The sequence below is a fragment of the uncultured Tateyamaria sp. genome (genome assembly GCF_947503465.1).
Classification (GTDB): domain Bacteria; phylum Pseudomonadota; class Alphaproteobacteria; order Rhodobacterales; family Rhodobacteraceae; genus Tateyamaria.
Genome location: NZ_CANNDN010000003.1, coordinates 448,710 through 464,115, shown reverse-complemented (window position 1 = coordinate 464,115; position 15,406 = coordinate 448,710). Strand labels below are relative to the sequence as shown.

Genomic DNA, 15,406 nt, shown 5'->3' with positions numbered 1-15,406 from the left:
CGGCGGTTCCCTCACCCTTTCGGATCTGTCACCGCTCGTGCCCGGCTGCGCCCGCCACCGAGTTGCCGTTCGCGCCAGATGATGATCACGCCGCCCAGCACCACGAGTGATGCGCCGATCACCGTCTCGACCGTGGGCAGTTCGGCAAAGATCAGGTAGCCGATGAGCGCGGCAAAGATCAGCGATGTGTAGTCAAACGGTGCCAGCATGGACGCCGCGCCAAAGCGGTAGCTGGCCGTTACCATGATCTGTGCGACACCCCCGATCAAACCTGCGCCGACCAGCAGGATCAGATCTGTCCCCGCGGGGACAACCCATCCAAATGGCAGGCTGAGCAAGCTCAGCACCGTTGCGGTCAGTGAAAAGTAAAAGACGATGGCTGCCGTGTGCTCGGTCTTGACCAATGTGCGGATGTGGATTTGCACGAACGCGCGCAGGATGGATGCGCCCAGAACGAACAGGGCCCCGATCGTGCCCGCAGTTCCGATGTCATCCAGGGACAGACGTGGCCAGATCACGATCATGACTCCCACAAGGCCCAACGCGACGGCACTGATGCGGAACAGCCGGATGCGTTCGCCCAGCATGATGGCGGCCAGAATGACCGTGAACATGGGCGTGGCGTAGCCAATGGCGGTGACTTCGGGCAGGGGCAGCAGACCAAGGCCCGCAAAGGTCAGTGCCATGGCCGTGGTGCCGAACAAACCGCGCCAGATATGGCCCCTGAGGTTCTTGGGCGTGAGCGCCTCGCGCATCTCTCCGGCCCGCCAGATCCAGGCGATGATGATCGGCATGGCGAACAAGGAACGGAAGAATACCGCCTGACCGGGCGGAACGTTCTGCGTCGCAACCTTGATCATTGCCGCCATCACCATGAACAGAAACACCGCCATCAGCTTCAGTGCGATGGCGGTGCCGGGTTTGTTTTGGGTGGTGGGAGCTTTCATCTCTCCTGACCCATGCAGGGCCAGAAGAGCTTTGGCAAGCGGTCAGTTCAACTTGGCGATGCCAAGCGGGACGCTGAACTTCTCGCACCAGATATAGACTTCGTTGTACTCAGACACATCCACACCGGCGGGAACGACAAAGGATTGTCCGCCGGTCAGGCTGCCCAAGACACCCGCATCTGTGTTGCCGTTGTAGAAGCCATCCTTGCCAAGACCGACGCGGGGGTCGGGTGCGCCGTCAAGGCTGAAGTCTTCGCCCAGAACGATGGTGTGGCTTCCATCGGCGTTCTTGACCACTTCGACCGCGCCGGTGGTGATGTGATCGGATGCACCGGTAAATGTACCCGTGGACACGGTTTCGGCCGAAGCAGGGGCTGCCGCTGCGCCCAGCACGATGGCCAGCGTCAATGCAATGGATTTGATGAAGTTAAGCATGTGAGTCTCCATTTTGGACTGATTGGTTCCTAATTGATGACTAACATTAGGAACCAATCGGTACAAAACACAAAACTGTGAATAATGGACTATCTGGTTCCGAACGCTATATTGAACAGCGGACACTGGGGAACACACATGGCACGACCAAGATCATTTGATACAGACGACGCGCTTGAGAAGGCGATGCACGTCTTCTGGGCGCACGGATACGAGGGCGCGTCCCTGCCCGACCTTCTGGACGGCATGGGACTGACGCGCGGCAGCCTGTACAAAGCCTTCACTGACAAGAAGTCACTCTTTCTGAAAGTTCTGGAGCGGTACGAAGGCGAAGCGGTTCGGGCCGGGGTGGCGATGCTGCGCGATCCGTCCATCCCAAACGGCGCGGAACGCATCATGTCGATGTTCCAGGGATCATACCAGAACGTGTTGAACGGGGATTCGCGCGGGTGCCTGCTGTGCACGGCGGCGGCGGGCCCCAGCACCTATGATGACGAGATTGCACAGGCGGTGTCGCGCGGTTTGGGTGCATTGCGCGACGGGATCCATACCGCGCTGGGCGCTTCGCCCAAGCATGCAACGCTTACGCCGGCAGACAGAAGTGCCTTGGCCGACATGATTATCGCGCAATATGTCGGATTGCGGACGATGGCCCGCGCCCGGATTGACAACGACACCTTGCACAACATCGTGCGATCTGTGGGCGTGATGCTGGCCTAGCCGATCGGGCCGCGCACACCACTGGTTTGGCCGCGATCCAGCAACACGTGATCAAGGATCACGCAGGCCATCATCGCCTCGCCCACGGGAACGGCGCGGATGCCGACGCAGGGGTCGTGGCGGCCCTTGGTGATGATCTCGGCTGCTTCGCCCGACCTGGTGATCGTCTTGCGGGTCTGCAGGATGGACGAGGTCGGCTTGACTGCAAAGCGCACGACGATGTCCTGCCCGGTCGAGATACCACCGAGAATGCCACCGGCGTGGTTTGATGAGTATTCCGGTCCGTCCGGTCCCATGGTGATCTCGTCAGCGTTCAATTCGCCCGTCAACATGGCCGCCGACATGCCTTCGCCAATTTCGACGCCCTTGACGGCGTTGATGGACATCATGCCAGCGGCAAGGTCGGTATCGAGCTTGCCATAGACCGGTGCACCAAGGCCCGGGGGCACATTGCGCGCCACCACTTCGATCACTGCGCCCACGGACGACCCAGACTTGCGCAAACCGTCGAGGTAGTCGGCCCAGGTCCCGACCGCTTGCGCGTCGGGCACCCAGAACGGGTTCTGGTCGATCTGGTGCCAGTCGAACCGGTCACGGTCGATCTCGTGCGTGCCCATGCGGGTCATGTACGCCTTGATCTCGATCCCCGGCACCAGCTTGGCCAATGCAGCGCGCGCCAAGCCGCCCGCTGCCACCCGTGCCGCCGTTTCGCGCGCCGACGACCGACCACCGCCGCGATAGTCCCGTATCCCGTATTTCTGCCAATAGGTGATGTCGGCATGGCCGGGGCGGAATTTCTCGGCGATGTCGCCATAATCCTTGGAGCGTTGATCGGTGTTCTCGATCATCAGCTGGATCGGTGTGCCGGTTGTCACCCCTTCGAACACGCCCGACAGGATGCGCACGGCGTCCGCCTCGCGCCGCTGCGTGGTGTATTTGTTCTGCCCCGGTTTGCGCTTGTCGAGCCAATGCTGGAGCATCGCCGCGTCAATCCCGATACCGGGGGGGCAGCCGTCCACCGTAGCGCCCAGCGCAGGCCCATGGCTTTCGCCCCATGTGGTCACGCGGAAAAGATGGCCAAAGCTGTTGATCGACATGGGGTGCGCTCCTTTGCCGGACCCGTCTAGCGGTGCCGTGCGCCCCGCTCAAGGCGTTTTCCGCTTGCGGTGCGCGCGCCTGCGCCCTAGCTATGGACCCACCTCGGGGTGCCTGGCGACAGGCTGAGATGCATGATGCGAACCCGTTGAACCTGAACCGGTTAACACCGGCGGAGGGAAGGTTTGGATCATCCCAAGACCCTTATCCCGCCGCCTCTCTATTTGGAGGATGCGATGAAATACGTTTTGACCATGGCCGCGACACTCGCCGCCACGACGGCTCTGGCCGACACACCAGTCCTGACAGTTTATGCAGGCGACTACTTTACGTCCGAATGGGGCCCTGGCCCGATCATAGAAACAGAGTTTGAGAAGGTCTGTGGTTGCGACCTGGAATGGTCCACCGGCGATCTGCTGCCGCGCTTGCTGCTGGAAGGTGAACGGACGAAGGCCGATGTCGTGATCGGCCTGACATCCGATGTGACGGCCAAGGCGCGCGCCACCGACCTGTTTGCCCCGCACGGGCAGGACAACAGCGCGCTGACCTTGCCCATCGACTGGACCGACGACACGTTCCTGCCCTTCAACTACGGGCATACGGCGTTCATTTACAACGAAACCACGATGGACGCGCCGCCCGCATCGTTCGAGGACCTGCTGGCCCTGCCTGATGATATAAAGATCGTCATTCAGGACCCGCGCACGTCGATTTCCGGTCTGGCTTTGGTGCTTTGGGTGCAGGCGGTTTATGGCGACCGGTCGGCAGAGGTGTGGGAGGCGCTGTCGGACAACATCCTGACCGTGACCAAGGATTGGTCGGCGTCCTATGGTCTGTTCACCGATGGCGAAGCGGACATGGTGCTCAGCTACACGACCTCGCCCGCGTATCACATGTTTGCCGAAGAGGACTTCACCAAGAAGGCGGCGATCTTCCCCGAAGGCCACTATTTCATGGTTGAAACGGTGGGCAAGATTGCGGGCACGGACCAGCCTGCGCTGGCGGATCAGTTCCTGGCCTATGTGATGTCGCGCGACTTCCAGACCATTATTCCCACCGCCAACTGGTCGCTGCCTTCGGCCTTGCCGCAGGCCGATTGGCCCGAGGGGTGGTCGGAATTGCCGCTGCCTGAAAAGGTGCTGTTCTACTCGGAAACCGAGGCGGCAGAGCTGCAAGCGGACGCGATCGAGACATGGCGCGCCGCGCTCAGCCAGTAAGCCCAAGGGCTGGCATCATCGCGGCGGCGTTCGTCGTCGCGGTGGTGATTGCAGCCTTTGTCGGCATCAGTCAGAGGATTGAAACCACCACTGGCTTGCGCGCTGCCGAATGGCAAGCGGTGCGCTTTACCGTCTGGCAGGCGTTTCTGTCTGCGCTGATTTCCGTGGTGTTGGCGGTACCCGTGGCCCGCGCCTTGGCCCGGCGGCGGTTGCCGGGGCACACGCTGCTCGTGACGCTGCTCGGGGCCCCGTTCATCCTGCCGGTGATCGTGGCTGTTCTGGGGTTGCTCGCGATCTTTGGGCGGAACGGGTGGCTGAACACAGCGCTGGGCGTGGTCGGATTGCCGGAGGTGTCCATCTATGGCGCGCATGGCGTTGTTTTGGCGCATGTTTTCTTCAACATGCCTTTGGCCACACGGTTGATCCTGCAAGGTTGGCAGTCCGTCCCGGCAGAGCAGTTTCGCATTGTGGGTCAGTTGGGACTGCCCCCGCGCATGGTGTTTCGCGTCATTGAATGGCCCATTCTGTGGCAGGTGGTGCCGGGGGCGTTTGCGCTGATTTTTGTCATTTGCCTGACGAGTTTTGCAGTGGCGCTGACTCTGGGTGGCGGTCCACGCGCGACGACGATTGAGTTGGCTATTTACCAAGCGTTTCGGTTCGACTTCGACCTCGGGCGGGCTGCTGTCCTGAGCCTGTTGCAGCTTGCCGTGGCGGGGGCTGCGGCGGTGCTGGCCCTTTGGATCCTGCCGCCCATCGCGTTGCAAACCGGGCGCGACAGGGCGGTGCGCCGTTGGGATGCACCTGCGCCATGGGGGGATGCTTTTTGGATCCTGCTTGCTGCCGGGTTCCTGTTGCTGCCGATGCTGTCCATTGCGCTGTCGGGCGTTGTGGGCCTGTTTTATATGCCTGTTTCGGTGTTGAGTGCGACCTGGACGACCATTTGGGTTGCTTGCGTGAGCACCGTCGTTTTGCTGGTTCTTGCGCTGCCGATGGCGGCGTGGTTGGCGCAAGCGCAGTGGGGCGGGGCCGAGGCATTGACCCTTTTGGGCCTGGTCGCATCGCCCCTGATGATCGGGACGGGGTGGTTCATTCTGATCTTTCCATATGTCTCGCCCACAGCCTTTGCACTGCCTGTGACGGCGCTGATCAACGCGATGATGGCGCTGCCTTTTGCGGTGCGCATCCTGCTGCCTGCGATGCGGCAAGTGTTCAGTGATTACGCGCGTTTAAGTGTGGGCTTGGGACTGCGTGGGGTGTCGCTGTGGCGCATTGTCATCATCCCGCGCCTGCGTCCGCAGATCGGGTTTGCGGCGGGCTTGACGGCGGCGCTGAGTGTCGGGGATCTGGGCGTTGTGGCGCTGTTTGCGGACCCGGATGTGGCGACGCTTCCGTTGCAGATGTACCGGTTGATGGGCGCGTATCGGACTAAGGCCGCGGCGGGGGCGGCGTTGGTGCTGGTCACGCTGGCCTTTGGGATGTTCTGGGTCTGCGATGCGTGGGGGCGGCGGCATGTTGCGGGTTGAGGGGTTGCGGATCGCTCAGGGGGAATTTGCCTTGAGTGCGGATTTTGAGGTCGCGCGAGGCCGTCGGGTGGCAGTGATCGGGCCGTCTGGCGCGGGAAAGTCTACGCTTTTGAATGCCTTGGGTGGGTATATCGACATTGCAGGTGGCAGCGTCGAGGTGGATGGCCGGGACGTGACCGATGCGGCGCCGGACAAGCGTGGGATTGCTATGCTGTTTCAGGACGGGAACCTGTTTCCGCATCTGACACTGGCGCAGAATGTGGGCTTGGGGATACGGCCTGCGCTGCGGTTGAGTGAGGCCGAGACGGCGCAGGTGCATGACGCGCTGGGCCGTGTTGGGCTGGCGGAATTTGCGGATCGCAAGCCCGGGGATGTGTCGGGAGGGCAGCAGAGCCGTGCGGCGCTGGCGCGGGTGTTGGTTCAGGCCAAGCCGTTGCTTTTGCTGGATGAACCCTTTGCGGCATTGGGGCCTGCGTTGCGGGTTGAGATGCTGGATTTGACGTCGCAGATGGCGCGGGACGCGGGGGCCACGGTGTTGATGATCACCCACGCGCCAGAGGATGCGGAGCGCGCGGATGACCTGATGTTTGTGGAGGCGGGCCGCGTGGACCCGCCTCAGCCGGTGGCAAAAACCATGGCTGATCCGCCGCCGGCCTTGCGGGCTTATCTAGGCCGCTGAGCGCAGGTCTGCGCGTGTTGCGCTGATGCCCAGGGCGGCTTGGGCCGCTTCGCGCCCCTTGAGGACGAAGTGGTCGGCGTAGATGCCGAGGTGGTGCTGGGTCTCCTGGAAGTGGTGCGGGGTGAGTGAGACGGACAGGATCGGTATTCCGGTTTTCAGGCCCACTTGCATCAGGCCATCGACCACCGCTGAGGCGACGAAGTCGTGGCGGTAGATGCCGCCGTCGACCACGAGGGCGGCGCAGGCGATTGCGTGGTACTGACCGGTTTCGGCGAGGGTCTGGGCCATCAGCGGCATCTCGAACGCGCCGGGCACGTCGAAGACATCCACTTGATTTGACGCGATTATTTCGGTGAATCCCTGCAAAGCCTGATCGACGATGGCGGCGTGCCACTGGGCTTTGACAAAGGCGAAGCGGGTGTGTGTCATGGGTTTTCTCCTTTAGGTTCAGACACTTAAACACCCAAGGCGATTGCGCATGCGACAAGACGCACCCGTATGGATGCTGTCGCCTGCGTTCTCTTTCATCCGGACTGTGACCGTCGGCTCAGGCGTCTCACCTGATCTGCTGGACCCCCGGGGTTGCCGGGGCGCTCGTGGGCTCTTGCTGACGCAAATACCACCGGTGGGGAATTTCACCCCGCCCTGAGAACAGCGTCAGGTTGCCAAGCCGCACGCACAGAGGCAAGAGGGACGCAACGTATCACGGACCTTTGACATGCACCCGAACCCGATCTTTCATGACCAGACCACCGACCGGAACATTGCGTTTGCGCGTGAGCGTGCGTTTGGCATGCTGGCCGTGAATGGCGAGGACGGGCCGATGATGAGCCATGTCCCCTTTCTGATTGATGAACGGGGCGCACAGCTTGACCTGCATCTGGTCCGGTCGAACCCGATTGCACGCGCGGTGGTGAAGGTACCGATGCGGGCCAAGATCGCGGTGAGCGGGGCGGATGGGTATATCTCGCCCGACTGGTACGAGGTGCCGGACCAGGTGCCGACATGGAACTATATCGCGGTCCATATGGCCGGCACGCTGGAGAGGCTGCCGCAAGAGCAGATGCGCGACATGCTGGACCGGCAGTCCAAGCATTTCGAGGATCAGTTGTTGCCCAAGAGCCCGTGGAAAACGGCCAAGATGACCCCCGAGGTGCTGGAGAAGATGATGCGGCAGATCGTGCCGTTTCGCATGACGATCGACGCGGTCGATGGCACCTGGAAGCTGAACCAGAACAAGCCGGATGAGGTGCGCCTGCGGGCTGCGGATTACGTTGATGCCTATGGGATCGGGCAGGAGACGCGCCTTCTTGCTGCGCTGATGCGCGGGGCCTAGGCTGCGCGCGACCAAACTTGGAGAATCGCGATGAAGCTGTTGATGGCGGGGCCCAGCCCCTTTGTGCGTAAAGTGCTGGTTTTGCTGCACGAAACGGGGCAGTCGGGCGATGTCGAAGCGGTCACCGTCACCGCAACACCCGGTGGGGCGGACGCCACGTTGAAGGCCGCGAACCCGGTGGGCAAGATCCCGGCGCTGGTGCGGGACGAAGGGCCGACGCTGTATGACAGCCGGGTGATCTGCCGGTATCTGGATGATCGCGCAGGTGCCGGTCTGTACCCTGAACAGGGCTGGGACACGCTGGTTCTGGAGGCCACGGCGGATGCGCTGATGGAAGCCGCGGTTCTGATGATTTACGAAAAACGGTTCCGGCCGGAAGAGATCTGGTCAGCCGATTGGATCGAAGCGCAGTGGGGCAAGGTTGAGGGGGCGCTGGACGCCCTGAATGCCCGCTGGATGAGCCATCTGGCAGGGCCGATGGACATTGGCCATATCGGCGTCGCATGTGGGCTGGGGTACCTGGATTTCCGTCACGGCGACCGGGACTGGCGCAAGGGCCGCGATGCCCTGGCCAAATGGTACGACACTTTTGCGGCGCGTCCGTCGATGGTGGAAACGAACCCGCAGGGGTGATGTTGCGCAACGTTCGGTGCACCGGTTCGGCCATGGGCGCGCGAATCGGGATTAATGCCAGAAAAAGAAGGCCCATCGGCTGTGCACCACCCGTGCACCATCTGTGCACAACCCGTACACCGGGTGTCAGCCGATGCCGCGGTTAACGGACCGAACGGTCCCGAGTCTTATCAAAGGGTTAATTCAACCGCCCTGCGACCACGTGTGTCAGATTGCGCGCTGGACGTGGGCGGGTGACCCCGCTAGATAGCCGGTCAATGTGGCTGCGCCCTGCGCGCGGCCCTTGTTGTCATTTGGCCCCTGGCGGGGTCGCTGGAAACTGGAGAAGTCCCCCGTGTCCCACGCAGAAGAAGACCACGAAGGCACCCGGCGCGATTTTCTGTACTACGCCACGGCTGGCGCAGGTGCGGTGACGGCCGGTGCCGCGATTTGGCCGCTGGTGAATCAGATGAACCCGTCGGCAGACGTTGTTGCCGCCAGCACGAAACGGATCGACGTGTCGAGCATCGAGCCGGGCACGCAGCTGACCGTTCTGTTCCTGGGCAAGCCCGTCTTTATCCGGCGCCGCACGCAGGATGAGATTGACGCCGCCCGCGCGGTTCCGGTTGATGATCTGCCGGACGGCCTGGCACGGAACGAAAACATCGGCGAAGCGCCCGCTGACGACGCGAACCGGACCCTGGACGAAGCGGGCGAATGGCTGGTGATGCAGGGCGTGTGTACGCACCTTGGGTGTGTGCCCCTGGGCGATGCGGGCGACTTTGGTGGCTGGTTCTGCCCCTGCCACGGGTCGCACTATGACACGGCAGGACGGATCCGTCGCGGCCCCGCGCCACGCAACCTGCCGGTTCCTGCAGCAGAATTCGTGGACGAAACCACGATCCTACTCGGTTAAGGGAGAGACACTATGGCTGGAATTCCTCACGACCATTATGAACCGAAGGCGGCCTGGGAAAAGGGCCTGGCCAAGCGGTTGCCGATTGTCGGCCTGATGTACGACACGCTGATGATCCCGACGCCGAAGAACCTGAACTGGATGTGGATCTGGGGCATCGTTCTGACATTCTGTCTGGCGCTGCAAATCATCACCGGCATCGTTTTGGCGATGCACTACACGCCGCATGTCGATGAGGCCTTTGCCTCGATCGAGCATATCATGCGCAACGTGAATGGCGGTGTGATGCTGCGGTATCTGCACATGAACGGCGCGTCGCTGTTCTTTGTCGCCGTCTATGCCCACATATTCCGCGGTCTGTACTACGGGTCCTACAAGGCCCCGCGCGAGATCACGTGGATCATCGGGATGCTTATCTACCTGCTGATGATGGGCACCGCCTTTATGGGCTACGTTCTGCCCTGGGGTCAGATGTCCTTCTGGGGGGCGACCGTGATCACCGGCCTGTTTGGTGCGATCCCGTTCATCGGTGATGCGCTGCAAACCTGGTTGCTGGGCGGACCTGCCGTGGACAATTCCACGCTGAACCGCTTTTTCAGCCTGCATTACCTGCTGCCCTTCGTGATTGCCGGTCTGGTGATCGTCCACATCTGGGCGTTCCACACCACGGGCAACAACAACCCCACCGGGGTCGAGGTGCGCCGCACGTCCAAGGAAGAGGCCGAAAAAGACACGCTGCCCTTCTGGCCCTATTTCGTGATCAAGGACCTGTTCGCGCTGGCGATCATCCTCGTGGTGTTCTTTGCCATCGTGGGCTTCATGCCGAACTATCTGGGCCACCCCGACAACTATATCGAGGCGAACCCGCTGGCGACGCCTGCGCACATCGTGCCCGAATGGTACTTCCTGCCGTTCTACGCGATCCTGCGTGCCTTTACCCCCGATGTGTGGATCGTGCAGTTCGCGACCTTCATCAGCGGTGGCATCATCCAGGCCGACTTTTTCGGGGTGCTGGCGATGTTTGGCGCGATTGCCGTGATGGCGCTGGCCCCGTGGCTGGACACATCGAGCGTGCGCTCGGGTCGCTATCGCCCGATGTTCAAGTGGTGGTTTGCCCTGCTGGTTGTCGACTTCTTCGTGCTGATGTGGGTGGGTGCCCGCCCGGCGGAAGAGCCGTACAACACGATCGCGCTGATCGCGTCGACCTATTGGTTCGTCTACTTCCTGGTCATTCTGCCCCTGCTGGGCGTGATCGAGAAGCCGAACGCGCAGCCTGCGACCATCGAAGAAGACTTTGCCGCGAAGATGGGCAAGGGGGACAGCGGTTCGGCCGCCCCCGCGACCCAGCCTGCGGAATAAGGAGAGACTGCAGATGTTGAAGAACCTTGCAGCAAGCCTGGTGGCAGTGTTCGCACTGACCACCGGCGCCTTCGCCGCCGGCGAAGCCAAGAACGTGCCCGATGTCGATTTTGCCCATGACGGGCCGTTTGGCGCATTCGACCAGAACCAGTTGCAGCGCGGTCTGCAGATCTACACCGAGATCTGCGCGGCCTGCCACGGTCTGCAATATGTGCCGATCCGGACATTGGGTGATGATGATGGCCCCGGCTTGCCCGCGGATCAGGTGCGCGCCTATGCCGAGTTCTACGAGGTCTTTGACCCGGCCATTGATGATTTTCGTCCGGCCATTCCGAACGATCACTTCCCTGGCTCGAACCTGGAAAACGCGCCCGACCTGAGCCTGATGGCCAAGGCCCGTGCCGGGTTCCACGGCCCGTACGGTCTGGGCATCAACCAGCTGGTCAGCGGCATGGGCGGTCCCGAGTACATCACGGCAATTCTGACCGGCTATACCGGGGAAGAGAAGGAAGAAGCCGGGGCTGTTCTGTATGAGAACAAGTATTTCCCCGGGGGCTGGATTGCGATGGCGCCGCCGTTGTGGGGGGATGACACCGAATTTGCGGATGGTGCCGCCACGGACCTGCAAAGCCTGTCGGAAGACGTGTCCGCGTTCCTGATGTGGACTGCCGAGCCGAAGCTGATGGCCCGCAAGCAGGCCGGCTTTGTCGGTGTGATCTTTCTTACGATCCTGTCGGTTCTGCTGTACCTGACAAACAAGCGTCTGTGGGCGCCGGTGAAGTCGCGGTACAAGGCGAAGTAAACGCCTGCTGATGTGACGTTTGAAAGCCCTGCCTTTTTGGCGGGGCTTTTTCATTTGGTGCAGGGCGCTTGCGCCATGCGATATGCGCGTCATGCTGTTGTCGTGGATGCGCGGCGGTCTGGCGTTCGAGGGGGCGCTGCCCCCGCGGCGTGCCGCCGCCCCCCGAAGTATTTTCAGCCAGAAGAAGCTGTCAGTGTCCTGTCCGTATGTCCCGTGATGGTGGCCGTGACGATCTGCCCCTCGGACTGCGGTGTGTCGAAGGTGACTTCGGTGAACTGTTCGGTGCGGCCGAGGTTCGGGTTTTCCATCAGGACATGATGGCGTTTGCCCTGTTGCGCGGCGAGGTGTCTTGCCACCTGTGCGTCGCCCGCAGCGCGGAGCCTGGCCGCCCGGTCCTTGATCGTCTTTCCGTTTACCTGCGGCATGCGGGCGGCTGGCGTGCCGGGCCGCGGGGAATAGGGAAAGACATGCAGCCACGTCAGGTCGCAGTCCCCGACCAGTTTGAGCGCGTTGTCGAACATCGCTTCGGTTTCTGTCGGAAAACCCGCGATGATGTCCGCGCCAAAGGTCATGTCGGGCCGCAGCGCGCGCGCCTCTTGCGCAAAGCGGATGGCGTCGTCGCGCAGATGCCGCCGCTTCATCCGTTTGAGGATCAGGTCGTCGCCATGTTGCAGCGACAGGTGCAGGTGTGGCATCAGCCGGGGTTCCGTGGCGATGGCCTGCATGAGGGCCTCGTCCACCTCGATGGAGTCGATCGAACTGATCCGCAGGCGGGGCAGGTCAGGCACCAGCTTGAGGATGCGCATCACCAGATCACCAAGCTGGGGCGTGCCCGGCAGGTCCGCGCCCCAGGATGTCAGATCGACGCCAGTGAGGACGACCTCGTTAAAGCCGCGATCCACCAGCCGCTTGATCTGGTCCACCACGACCCCTGCCGGGACCGAGCGGGAATTGCCGCGTCCGTAAGGGATGATGCAGAAGGTGCAGCGGTGGTCGCAGCCGTTCTGGACCTGCACATAGGCGCGGCTGCGGGTGCCGAACCCGTCGATCAGGTGCCCTGCGGTTTCGGTCACCGACATGATGTCGTCGACCTGCACCGGTTCGGTTCCAAAGTCGCCCGCAAGGCCCGCCCACGTGCCCGCTTGCATCTTTTCGGTGTTGCCGATGACCGCGTCCACCTCGTCCATCTGTGCGAAGGTGTCGGGTTCGGTCTGGGCTGCGCACCCCGTGACGATCAGCTTGGCATCGGGATGCGCGCGCCGCAGCTTGCGGATGTCCTGGCGGGCCTTGCGCACCGCCTCTGCCGTGACGGCGCAGGTGTTCACGACAACCGCGTTCTGCACCCCGGCCTGCGCTGCCAGTTCTTCCATCGCCTTGGTTTCATAGGCGTTGAGGCGGCAGCCATGGTTGGAGAAGACGGGCGCGGTCATAGGTTGTTCAGGAAGTCGGCCGTCAGCCGGCCGTCGAACACATGGGCCGTGGGGCCGGACATCCAGACCCCATCGTCGCGCCAGTCGATCTGCAAGGTGCCACCGTCAAGGTCGATCCGGACCTTGCGCCCTGTCAGGCCGCGCCGCACCGCCGCAACCGCCGTCGCACATGATGAAGAGCCGGAGGCCAGCGTGACGCCCGTGCCCCGTTCCCAGACCCGCATACGCAAGTGGTCCGGGCCGATGACCTGGGCGAACTGGACATTTGTGCGATGCGGATACAGCGGGTGATGTTCGATCTGCGGGCCAAGTGTCGCCAGGTCCACGGCGGCGACATCCTTCACGAAGAATGTGCAATGCGGGTTGCCCATGCCGGTGGCAACAGGCGTACCGTCGATCGGCAAGGCCAGAGTGTCCACATCGCGCGCCAGCGGGATGTCGTGCCACTCCAGCTGGGGTTGGCCCATATTCACGGCCGTGCTGCCATCGGCGTTCCGCACGGCGGTGAGGGTGCCACGGCCCGTCACCTCGATCTGCAGGCTGTCGGCGCCGCGCTGGTCCAATTCGCGCGCCGCGATGCACCGTGTGGCGTTGCCACACGCCGCCGACTGCGACCCATCGGCGTTGTAGAAGGTGACCTTCAGATCCGCGCCGTCGGTGATCAGGGCCAATTGGTCAAATCCGACACCCATGTGGCGGTCCGCCAGTGCCCGAACCAGGGGTGCGGTCAGGTTGACAGGTGACACGCGCCCATCAATCACGACAAAGTCGTTGCCTGCCCCGTGCATCTTCATGAAGGGCCAATGAGAGGTCGCCATATCTGCCATGGCGCGCATATAACGCCGGGCCCTTGCGGAATCCAGTATGTCGCAGGAAAACATCCGAGAATCGGCTTGACCCTGCGTGCGACCCTTTCTAGATAGGCCGCCTAGTGGGCCGTTAGCTCAGTTGGTAGAGCAACTGACTTTTAATCAGTGGGTCGCAGGTTCGAACCCTGCACGGCTCACCACTGCTTCAGAGCTGACACATGACACCTGATCGTTCTTTTACGACAGGTTTTCGTCCTTTCTTTGTAAGCTGAGCAAAGCTTCGGGTACCCGAAATATACTGCATTTTTCGGACTCAAATCATCTGGGCGGGCGTCGTTGAGCGGGACAAGTCATAGTAAGCCAAGCCCCAGATCGGCTGCAATCGTATCTGATATGCAGGCGACGCCCGCTTTCACTTGTTCCACTGTAGAAAAACGACCAAAGCTAAATCGGATGCATTCGTTGGCGAAGTCTTCGGAATAACCCATTGCGCGCAGTACATGGGATGGCTCAACGGACCCGGAAGAACACGCTGATTGAGAAGAGGCTGCGATCTTCGGCTGAAAACGCGCCAAGAGATCAGACGCCTCCAACCCGGGAAACCGCATTAGTGCGTTGCCCGGGTGCCGATCATTTAGATCGCCAACCAGCACGGCAAGACGCCTCTCTTCAAGTCGCCGCACGAAGCTATCCCGCAAACTCGCAACGCGCATTCGCTCAGATGCACCGGTTTCAGAAAGAATTCGACAAGCCTCTCCAAATCCCACAATGAGCTCGGTTGGCTGCGTTCCACCTCTCAGGCCAGCCTGTTGGCCTGCGCCTAAGATAACAGGCTTCAATACCTTGGAAATCCCAGGCGAGGTCAACAGAGCCCCTACCCCCTTCGGACCGTAGAGCTTATGCGCGGAGATCGTGGCGAGCCCGATATCATGTTCGAGCAGGTCGACATCCAGCGCCAACGGAGCTTGAGACAGATCGGCGTGGAACAAGACACCATGTTGCGAGCAGACCTCGGCAATCGCGTCGAGATCCGCAATAGCGCCGTTTTCATTGTTCACACCAACGATCGATACGAGTGCCGTTTGTTCGTTAATGAGAGTTTTTAGATGATTGGCATCGGGCGCACCGTTGCTATCGAGCGCAATATGACGGACGATCAGGCCAACGTTTTCCGCCTCATTCAGGGCAGACCAATGATCACCAGAACCGATGAGGATTTCTTTGCGGTTCGAACGTTCTGCAATGCCCTGAGTCGCACGAAAAACCATGGCATTGGCTTCACTTGCGCCTGACGTAAAAACAACGTCATCACCCTGTAATCCAAAGAGATTTCCGACTTGTTGAGCTGCATTCTGTATTGCGGCAGCGGCTTGCCATCCGAGGACATGATCTGCCGAGTGTGGGTTGGCAAACAACGTCATTGTCGCATTTGACATCGCCTCAACGACCCGGTCGTCGACGGGTGTCGACGCTTGGTAGTCGAAGTAGATCGTTTCACCAACCTGCATGTCAGCCCCAATACTGGA

At 61.6% G+C, this 15,406-nt stretch carries 16 protein-coding genes, 1 tRNA gene and 2 riboswitches; of the genes, 10 read left to right on the top strand and 7 right to left on the bottom strand.

Annotated elements, in window-relative coordinates; all coding sequences use genetic code 11:
• Window positions 1-11 precede the first annotated feature (11 nt).
• Entirely contained in the window at window positions 12-947 is a 936-nt protein-coding gene (locus tag Q0844_RS18160; RefSeq protein WP_299047818.1) for a DMT family transporter, read from the bottom strand.
• 42 nt (window positions 948-989) lie between these two features.
• Window positions 990-1,382, bottom strand: coding sequence for a DM13 domain-containing protein (locus Q0844_RS18155; protein ID WP_299047815.1), 393 nt, complete (start codon window positions 1,380-1,382; stop codon window positions 990-992).
• Between the two features lie 138 nt (window positions 1,383-1,520).
• Between Q0844_RS18155 and Q0844_RS18150 the strand changes: the two genes are divergently transcribed.
• Entirely contained in the window at window positions 1,521-2,102 is a 582-nt protein-coding gene (locus Q0844_RS18150) for a TetR/AcrR family transcriptional regulator (RefSeq protein WP_299047812.1), read from the top strand.
• On the opposite strand, the gene aroC is transcribed toward Q0844_RS18150, so the two are convergent.
• Window positions 2,099-3,199 (bottom strand): chorismate synthase, encoded by a 1,101-nt coding sequence (gene aroC, locus Q0844_RS18145; RefSeq protein WP_299047810.1) that lies wholly within the window; start codon window positions 3,197-3,199, stop codon window positions 2,099-2,101. The two genes, Q0844_RS18150 and aroC, sit on opposite strands and share 4 nt — an antisense overlap.
• 94 nt (window positions 3,200-3,293) lie before the next feature.
• A riboswitch (TPP riboswitch) is annotated at window positions 3,294-3,395 on the top strand.
• A gap of 38 nt (window positions 3,396-3,433) precedes the next feature.
• On the opposite strand from aroC, the gene Q0844_RS18140 reads away from it, so the two are divergent.
• The 3 genes from Q0844_RS18140 to Q0844_RS18130 are packed head-to-tail and all read left to right on the top strand — an operon-like array spanning window position 3,434 to window position 6,616.
• Window positions 3,434-4,414, top strand: a complete 981-nt coding sequence (locus tag Q0844_RS18140; protein ID WP_299047808.1) for a thiamine ABC transporter substrate binding subunit — start codon at window positions 3,434-3,436, stop codon at window positions 4,412-4,414.
• Window positions 4,390-5,937 (top strand): thiamine/thiamine pyrophosphate ABC transporter permease ThiP, encoded by a 1,548-nt coding sequence (locus Q0844_RS18135; RefSeq protein WP_299047806.1) that lies wholly within the window; start codon window positions 4,390-4,392, stop codon window positions 5,935-5,937. Before Q0844_RS18140 ends, Q0844_RS18135 begins: the two co-directional genes overlap by 25 nt.
• A complete protein-coding gene (locus tag Q0844_RS18130; protein WP_299047803.1) occupies window positions 5,924-6,616 on the top strand; it encodes an ATP-binding cassette domain-containing protein in 693 nt (230 codons plus the stop codon). The genes Q0844_RS18135 and Q0844_RS18130 overlap by 14 nt, the downstream gene beginning before the upstream one ends.
• Here the strand turns inward: Q0844_RS18130 and Q0844_RS18125 are convergent.
• Complete coding sequence (locus Q0844_RS18125; RefSeq protein ID WP_299047800.1) at window positions 6,605-7,045, bottom strand: 6,7-dimethyl-8-ribityllumazine synthase; 441 nt, start codon at window positions 7,043-7,045, stop codon at window positions 6,605-6,607. The genes Q0844_RS18130 and Q0844_RS18125 overlap by 12 nt on opposite strands.
• An 83-nt stretch (window positions 7,046-7,128) precedes the next feature.
• Window positions 7,129-7,273: riboswitch (FMN riboswitch) on the bottom strand.
• Window positions 7,274-7,334: 61 nt separating this feature from the next.
• Between Q0844_RS18125 and Q0844_RS18120 the strand changes: the two genes are divergently transcribed.
• The 5 genes from Q0844_RS18120 (at window position 7,335) to Q0844_RS18100 (ending at window position 11,641) form a co-directional block, all read left to right on the top strand.
• The gene (locus tag Q0844_RS18120; RefSeq protein WP_299047798.1) at window positions 7,335-7,952 is read left to right on the top strand and encodes an FMN-binding negative transcriptional regulator; all 618 of its coding nucleotides are present in this window, start codon (window positions 7,335-7,337) and stop codon (window positions 7,950-7,952) included.
• Window positions 7,953-7,982: 30 nt separating this feature from the next.
• Window positions 7,983-8,585, top strand: coding sequence for a glutathione S-transferase (locus tag Q0844_RS18115; RefSeq protein ID WP_299047795.1), 603 nt, complete (start codon window positions 7,983-7,985; stop codon window positions 8,583-8,585).
• A gap of 334 nt (window positions 8,586-8,919) precedes the next feature.
• The gene (petA, locus tag Q0844_RS18110) at window positions 8,920-9,480 is read left to right on the top strand and encodes a ubiquinol-cytochrome c reductase iron-sulfur subunit (protein ID WP_299047792.1); all 561 of its coding nucleotides are present in this window, start codon (window positions 8,920-8,922) and stop codon (window positions 9,478-9,480) included.
• 12 nt (window positions 9,481-9,492) lie between these two features.
• On the top strand, window positions 9,493-10,839 hold the full coding sequence (gene petB, locus Q0844_RS18105) for a cytochrome b (protein ID WP_299047789.1): 1,347 nt from the start codon (window positions 9,493-9,495) through the stop codon (window positions 10,837-10,839).
• A 13-nt stretch (window positions 10,840-10,852) separates the two neighbouring features.
• Complete coding sequence (locus Q0844_RS18100) at window positions 10,853-11,641, top strand: cytochrome c1 (RefSeq protein ID WP_299047788.1); 789 nt, start codon at window positions 10,853-10,855, stop codon at window positions 11,639-11,641.
• A gap of 173 nt (window positions 11,642-11,814) precedes the next feature.
• Here Q0844_RS18100 and mtaB read toward each other — a convergent pair whose 3' ends face one another.
• On the bottom strand, window positions 11,815-13,071 hold the full coding sequence (gene mtaB / locus Q0844_RS18095) for a tRNA (N(6)-L-threonylcarbamoyladenosine(37)-C(2))-methylthiotransferase MtaB (RefSeq protein ID WP_299047786.1): 1,257 nt from the start codon (window positions 13,069-13,071) through the stop codon (window positions 11,815-11,817).
• Window positions 13,068-13,907, bottom strand: coding sequence for a diaminopimelate epimerase (dapF, locus tag Q0844_RS18090; RefSeq protein ID WP_299047783.1), 840 nt, complete (start codon window positions 13,905-13,907; stop codon window positions 13,068-13,070). Before dapF ends, mtaB begins: the two co-directional genes overlap by 4 nt.
• 97 nt (window positions 13,908-14,004) lie before the next feature.
• On the opposite strand from dapF, the gene Q0844_RS18085 reads away from it, so the two are divergent.
• Window positions 14,005-14,080: transfer RNA gene (locus Q0844_RS18085), tRNA-Lys, on the top strand.
• Between the two features lie 150 nt (window positions 14,081-14,230).
• Here Q0844_RS18085 and Q0844_RS18080 read toward each other — a convergent pair.
• The gene (locus tag Q0844_RS18080) at window positions 14,231-15,388 is read right to left on the bottom strand and encodes an aminotransferase class V-fold PLP-dependent enzyme (protein ID WP_299047780.1); all 1,158 of its coding nucleotides are present in this window, start codon (window positions 15,386-15,388) and stop codon (window positions 14,231-14,233) included.
• Between the last annotated feature and the right edge of the window lie 18 nt (window positions 15,389-15,406).

Excerpts from the sequence above, each read along its gene's own strand:
- Q0844_RS18150 (WP_299047812.1), top strand. The coding sequence starts at position 1,521 with ATGGCACGACCAAGATCATTTGATACAGACGACGCGCTTGAGAAGGCG.
- mtaB (WP_299047786.1), bottom strand. The coding sequence starts at position 13,071 with ATGACCGCGCCCGTCTTCTCCAACCATGGCTGCCGCCTCAACGCCTAT.
- Q0844_RS18135 (WP_299047806.1), top strand. The coding sequence starts at position 4,390 with ATGGCGCGCCGCGCTCAGCCAGTAAGCCCAAGGGCTGGCATCATCGCG.
- Q0844_RS18130 (WP_299047803.1), top strand. The coding sequence starts at position 5,924 with ATGTTGCGGGTTGAGGGGTTGCGGATCGCTCAGGGGGAATTTGCCTTG.
- Q0844_RS18125 (WP_299047800.1), bottom strand. The coding sequence starts at position 7,045 with ATGACACACACCCGCTTCGCCTTTGTCAAAGCCCAGTGGCACGCCGCC.
- Q0844_RS18155 (WP_299047815.1), bottom strand. The coding sequence starts at position 1,382 with ATGCTTAACTTCATCAAATCCATTGCATTGACGCTGGCCATCGTGCTG.
- aroC (WP_299047810.1), bottom strand. The coding sequence starts at position 3,199 with ATGTCGATCAACAGCTTTGGCCATCTTTTCCGCGTGACCACATGGGGC.
- petB (WP_299047789.1), top strand. The coding sequence starts at position 9,493 with ATGGCTGGAATTCCTCACGACCATTATGAACCGAAGGCGGCCTGGGAA.
- Q0844_RS18160 (WP_299047818.1), bottom strand. The coding sequence starts at position 947 with ATGAAAGCTCCCACCACCCAAAACAAACCCGGCACCGCCATCGCACTG.
- Q0844_RS18115 (WP_299047795.1), top strand. The coding sequence starts at position 7,983 with ATGAAGCTGTTGATGGCGGGGCCCAGCCCCTTTGTGCGTAAAGTGCTG.
- Q0844_RS18100 (WP_299047788.1), top strand. The coding sequence starts at position 10,853 with ATGTTGAAGAACCTTGCAGCAAGCCTGGTGGCAGTGTTCGCACTGACC.
- dapF (WP_299047783.1), bottom strand. The coding sequence starts at position 13,907 with ATGCGCGCCATGGCAGATATGGCGACCTCTCATTGGCCCTTCATGAAG.
- Q0844_RS18120 (WP_299047798.1), top strand. The coding sequence starts at position 7,335 with ATGCACCCGAACCCGATCTTTCATGACCAGACCACCGACCGGAACATT.
- Q0844_RS18080 (WP_299047780.1), bottom strand. The coding sequence starts at position 15,388 with ATGCAGGTTGGTGAAACGATCTACTTCGACTACCAAGCGTCGACACCC.
- Q0844_RS18140 (WP_299047808.1), top strand. The coding sequence starts at position 3,434 with ATGAAATACGTTTTGACCATGGCCGCGACACTCGCCGCCACGACGGCT.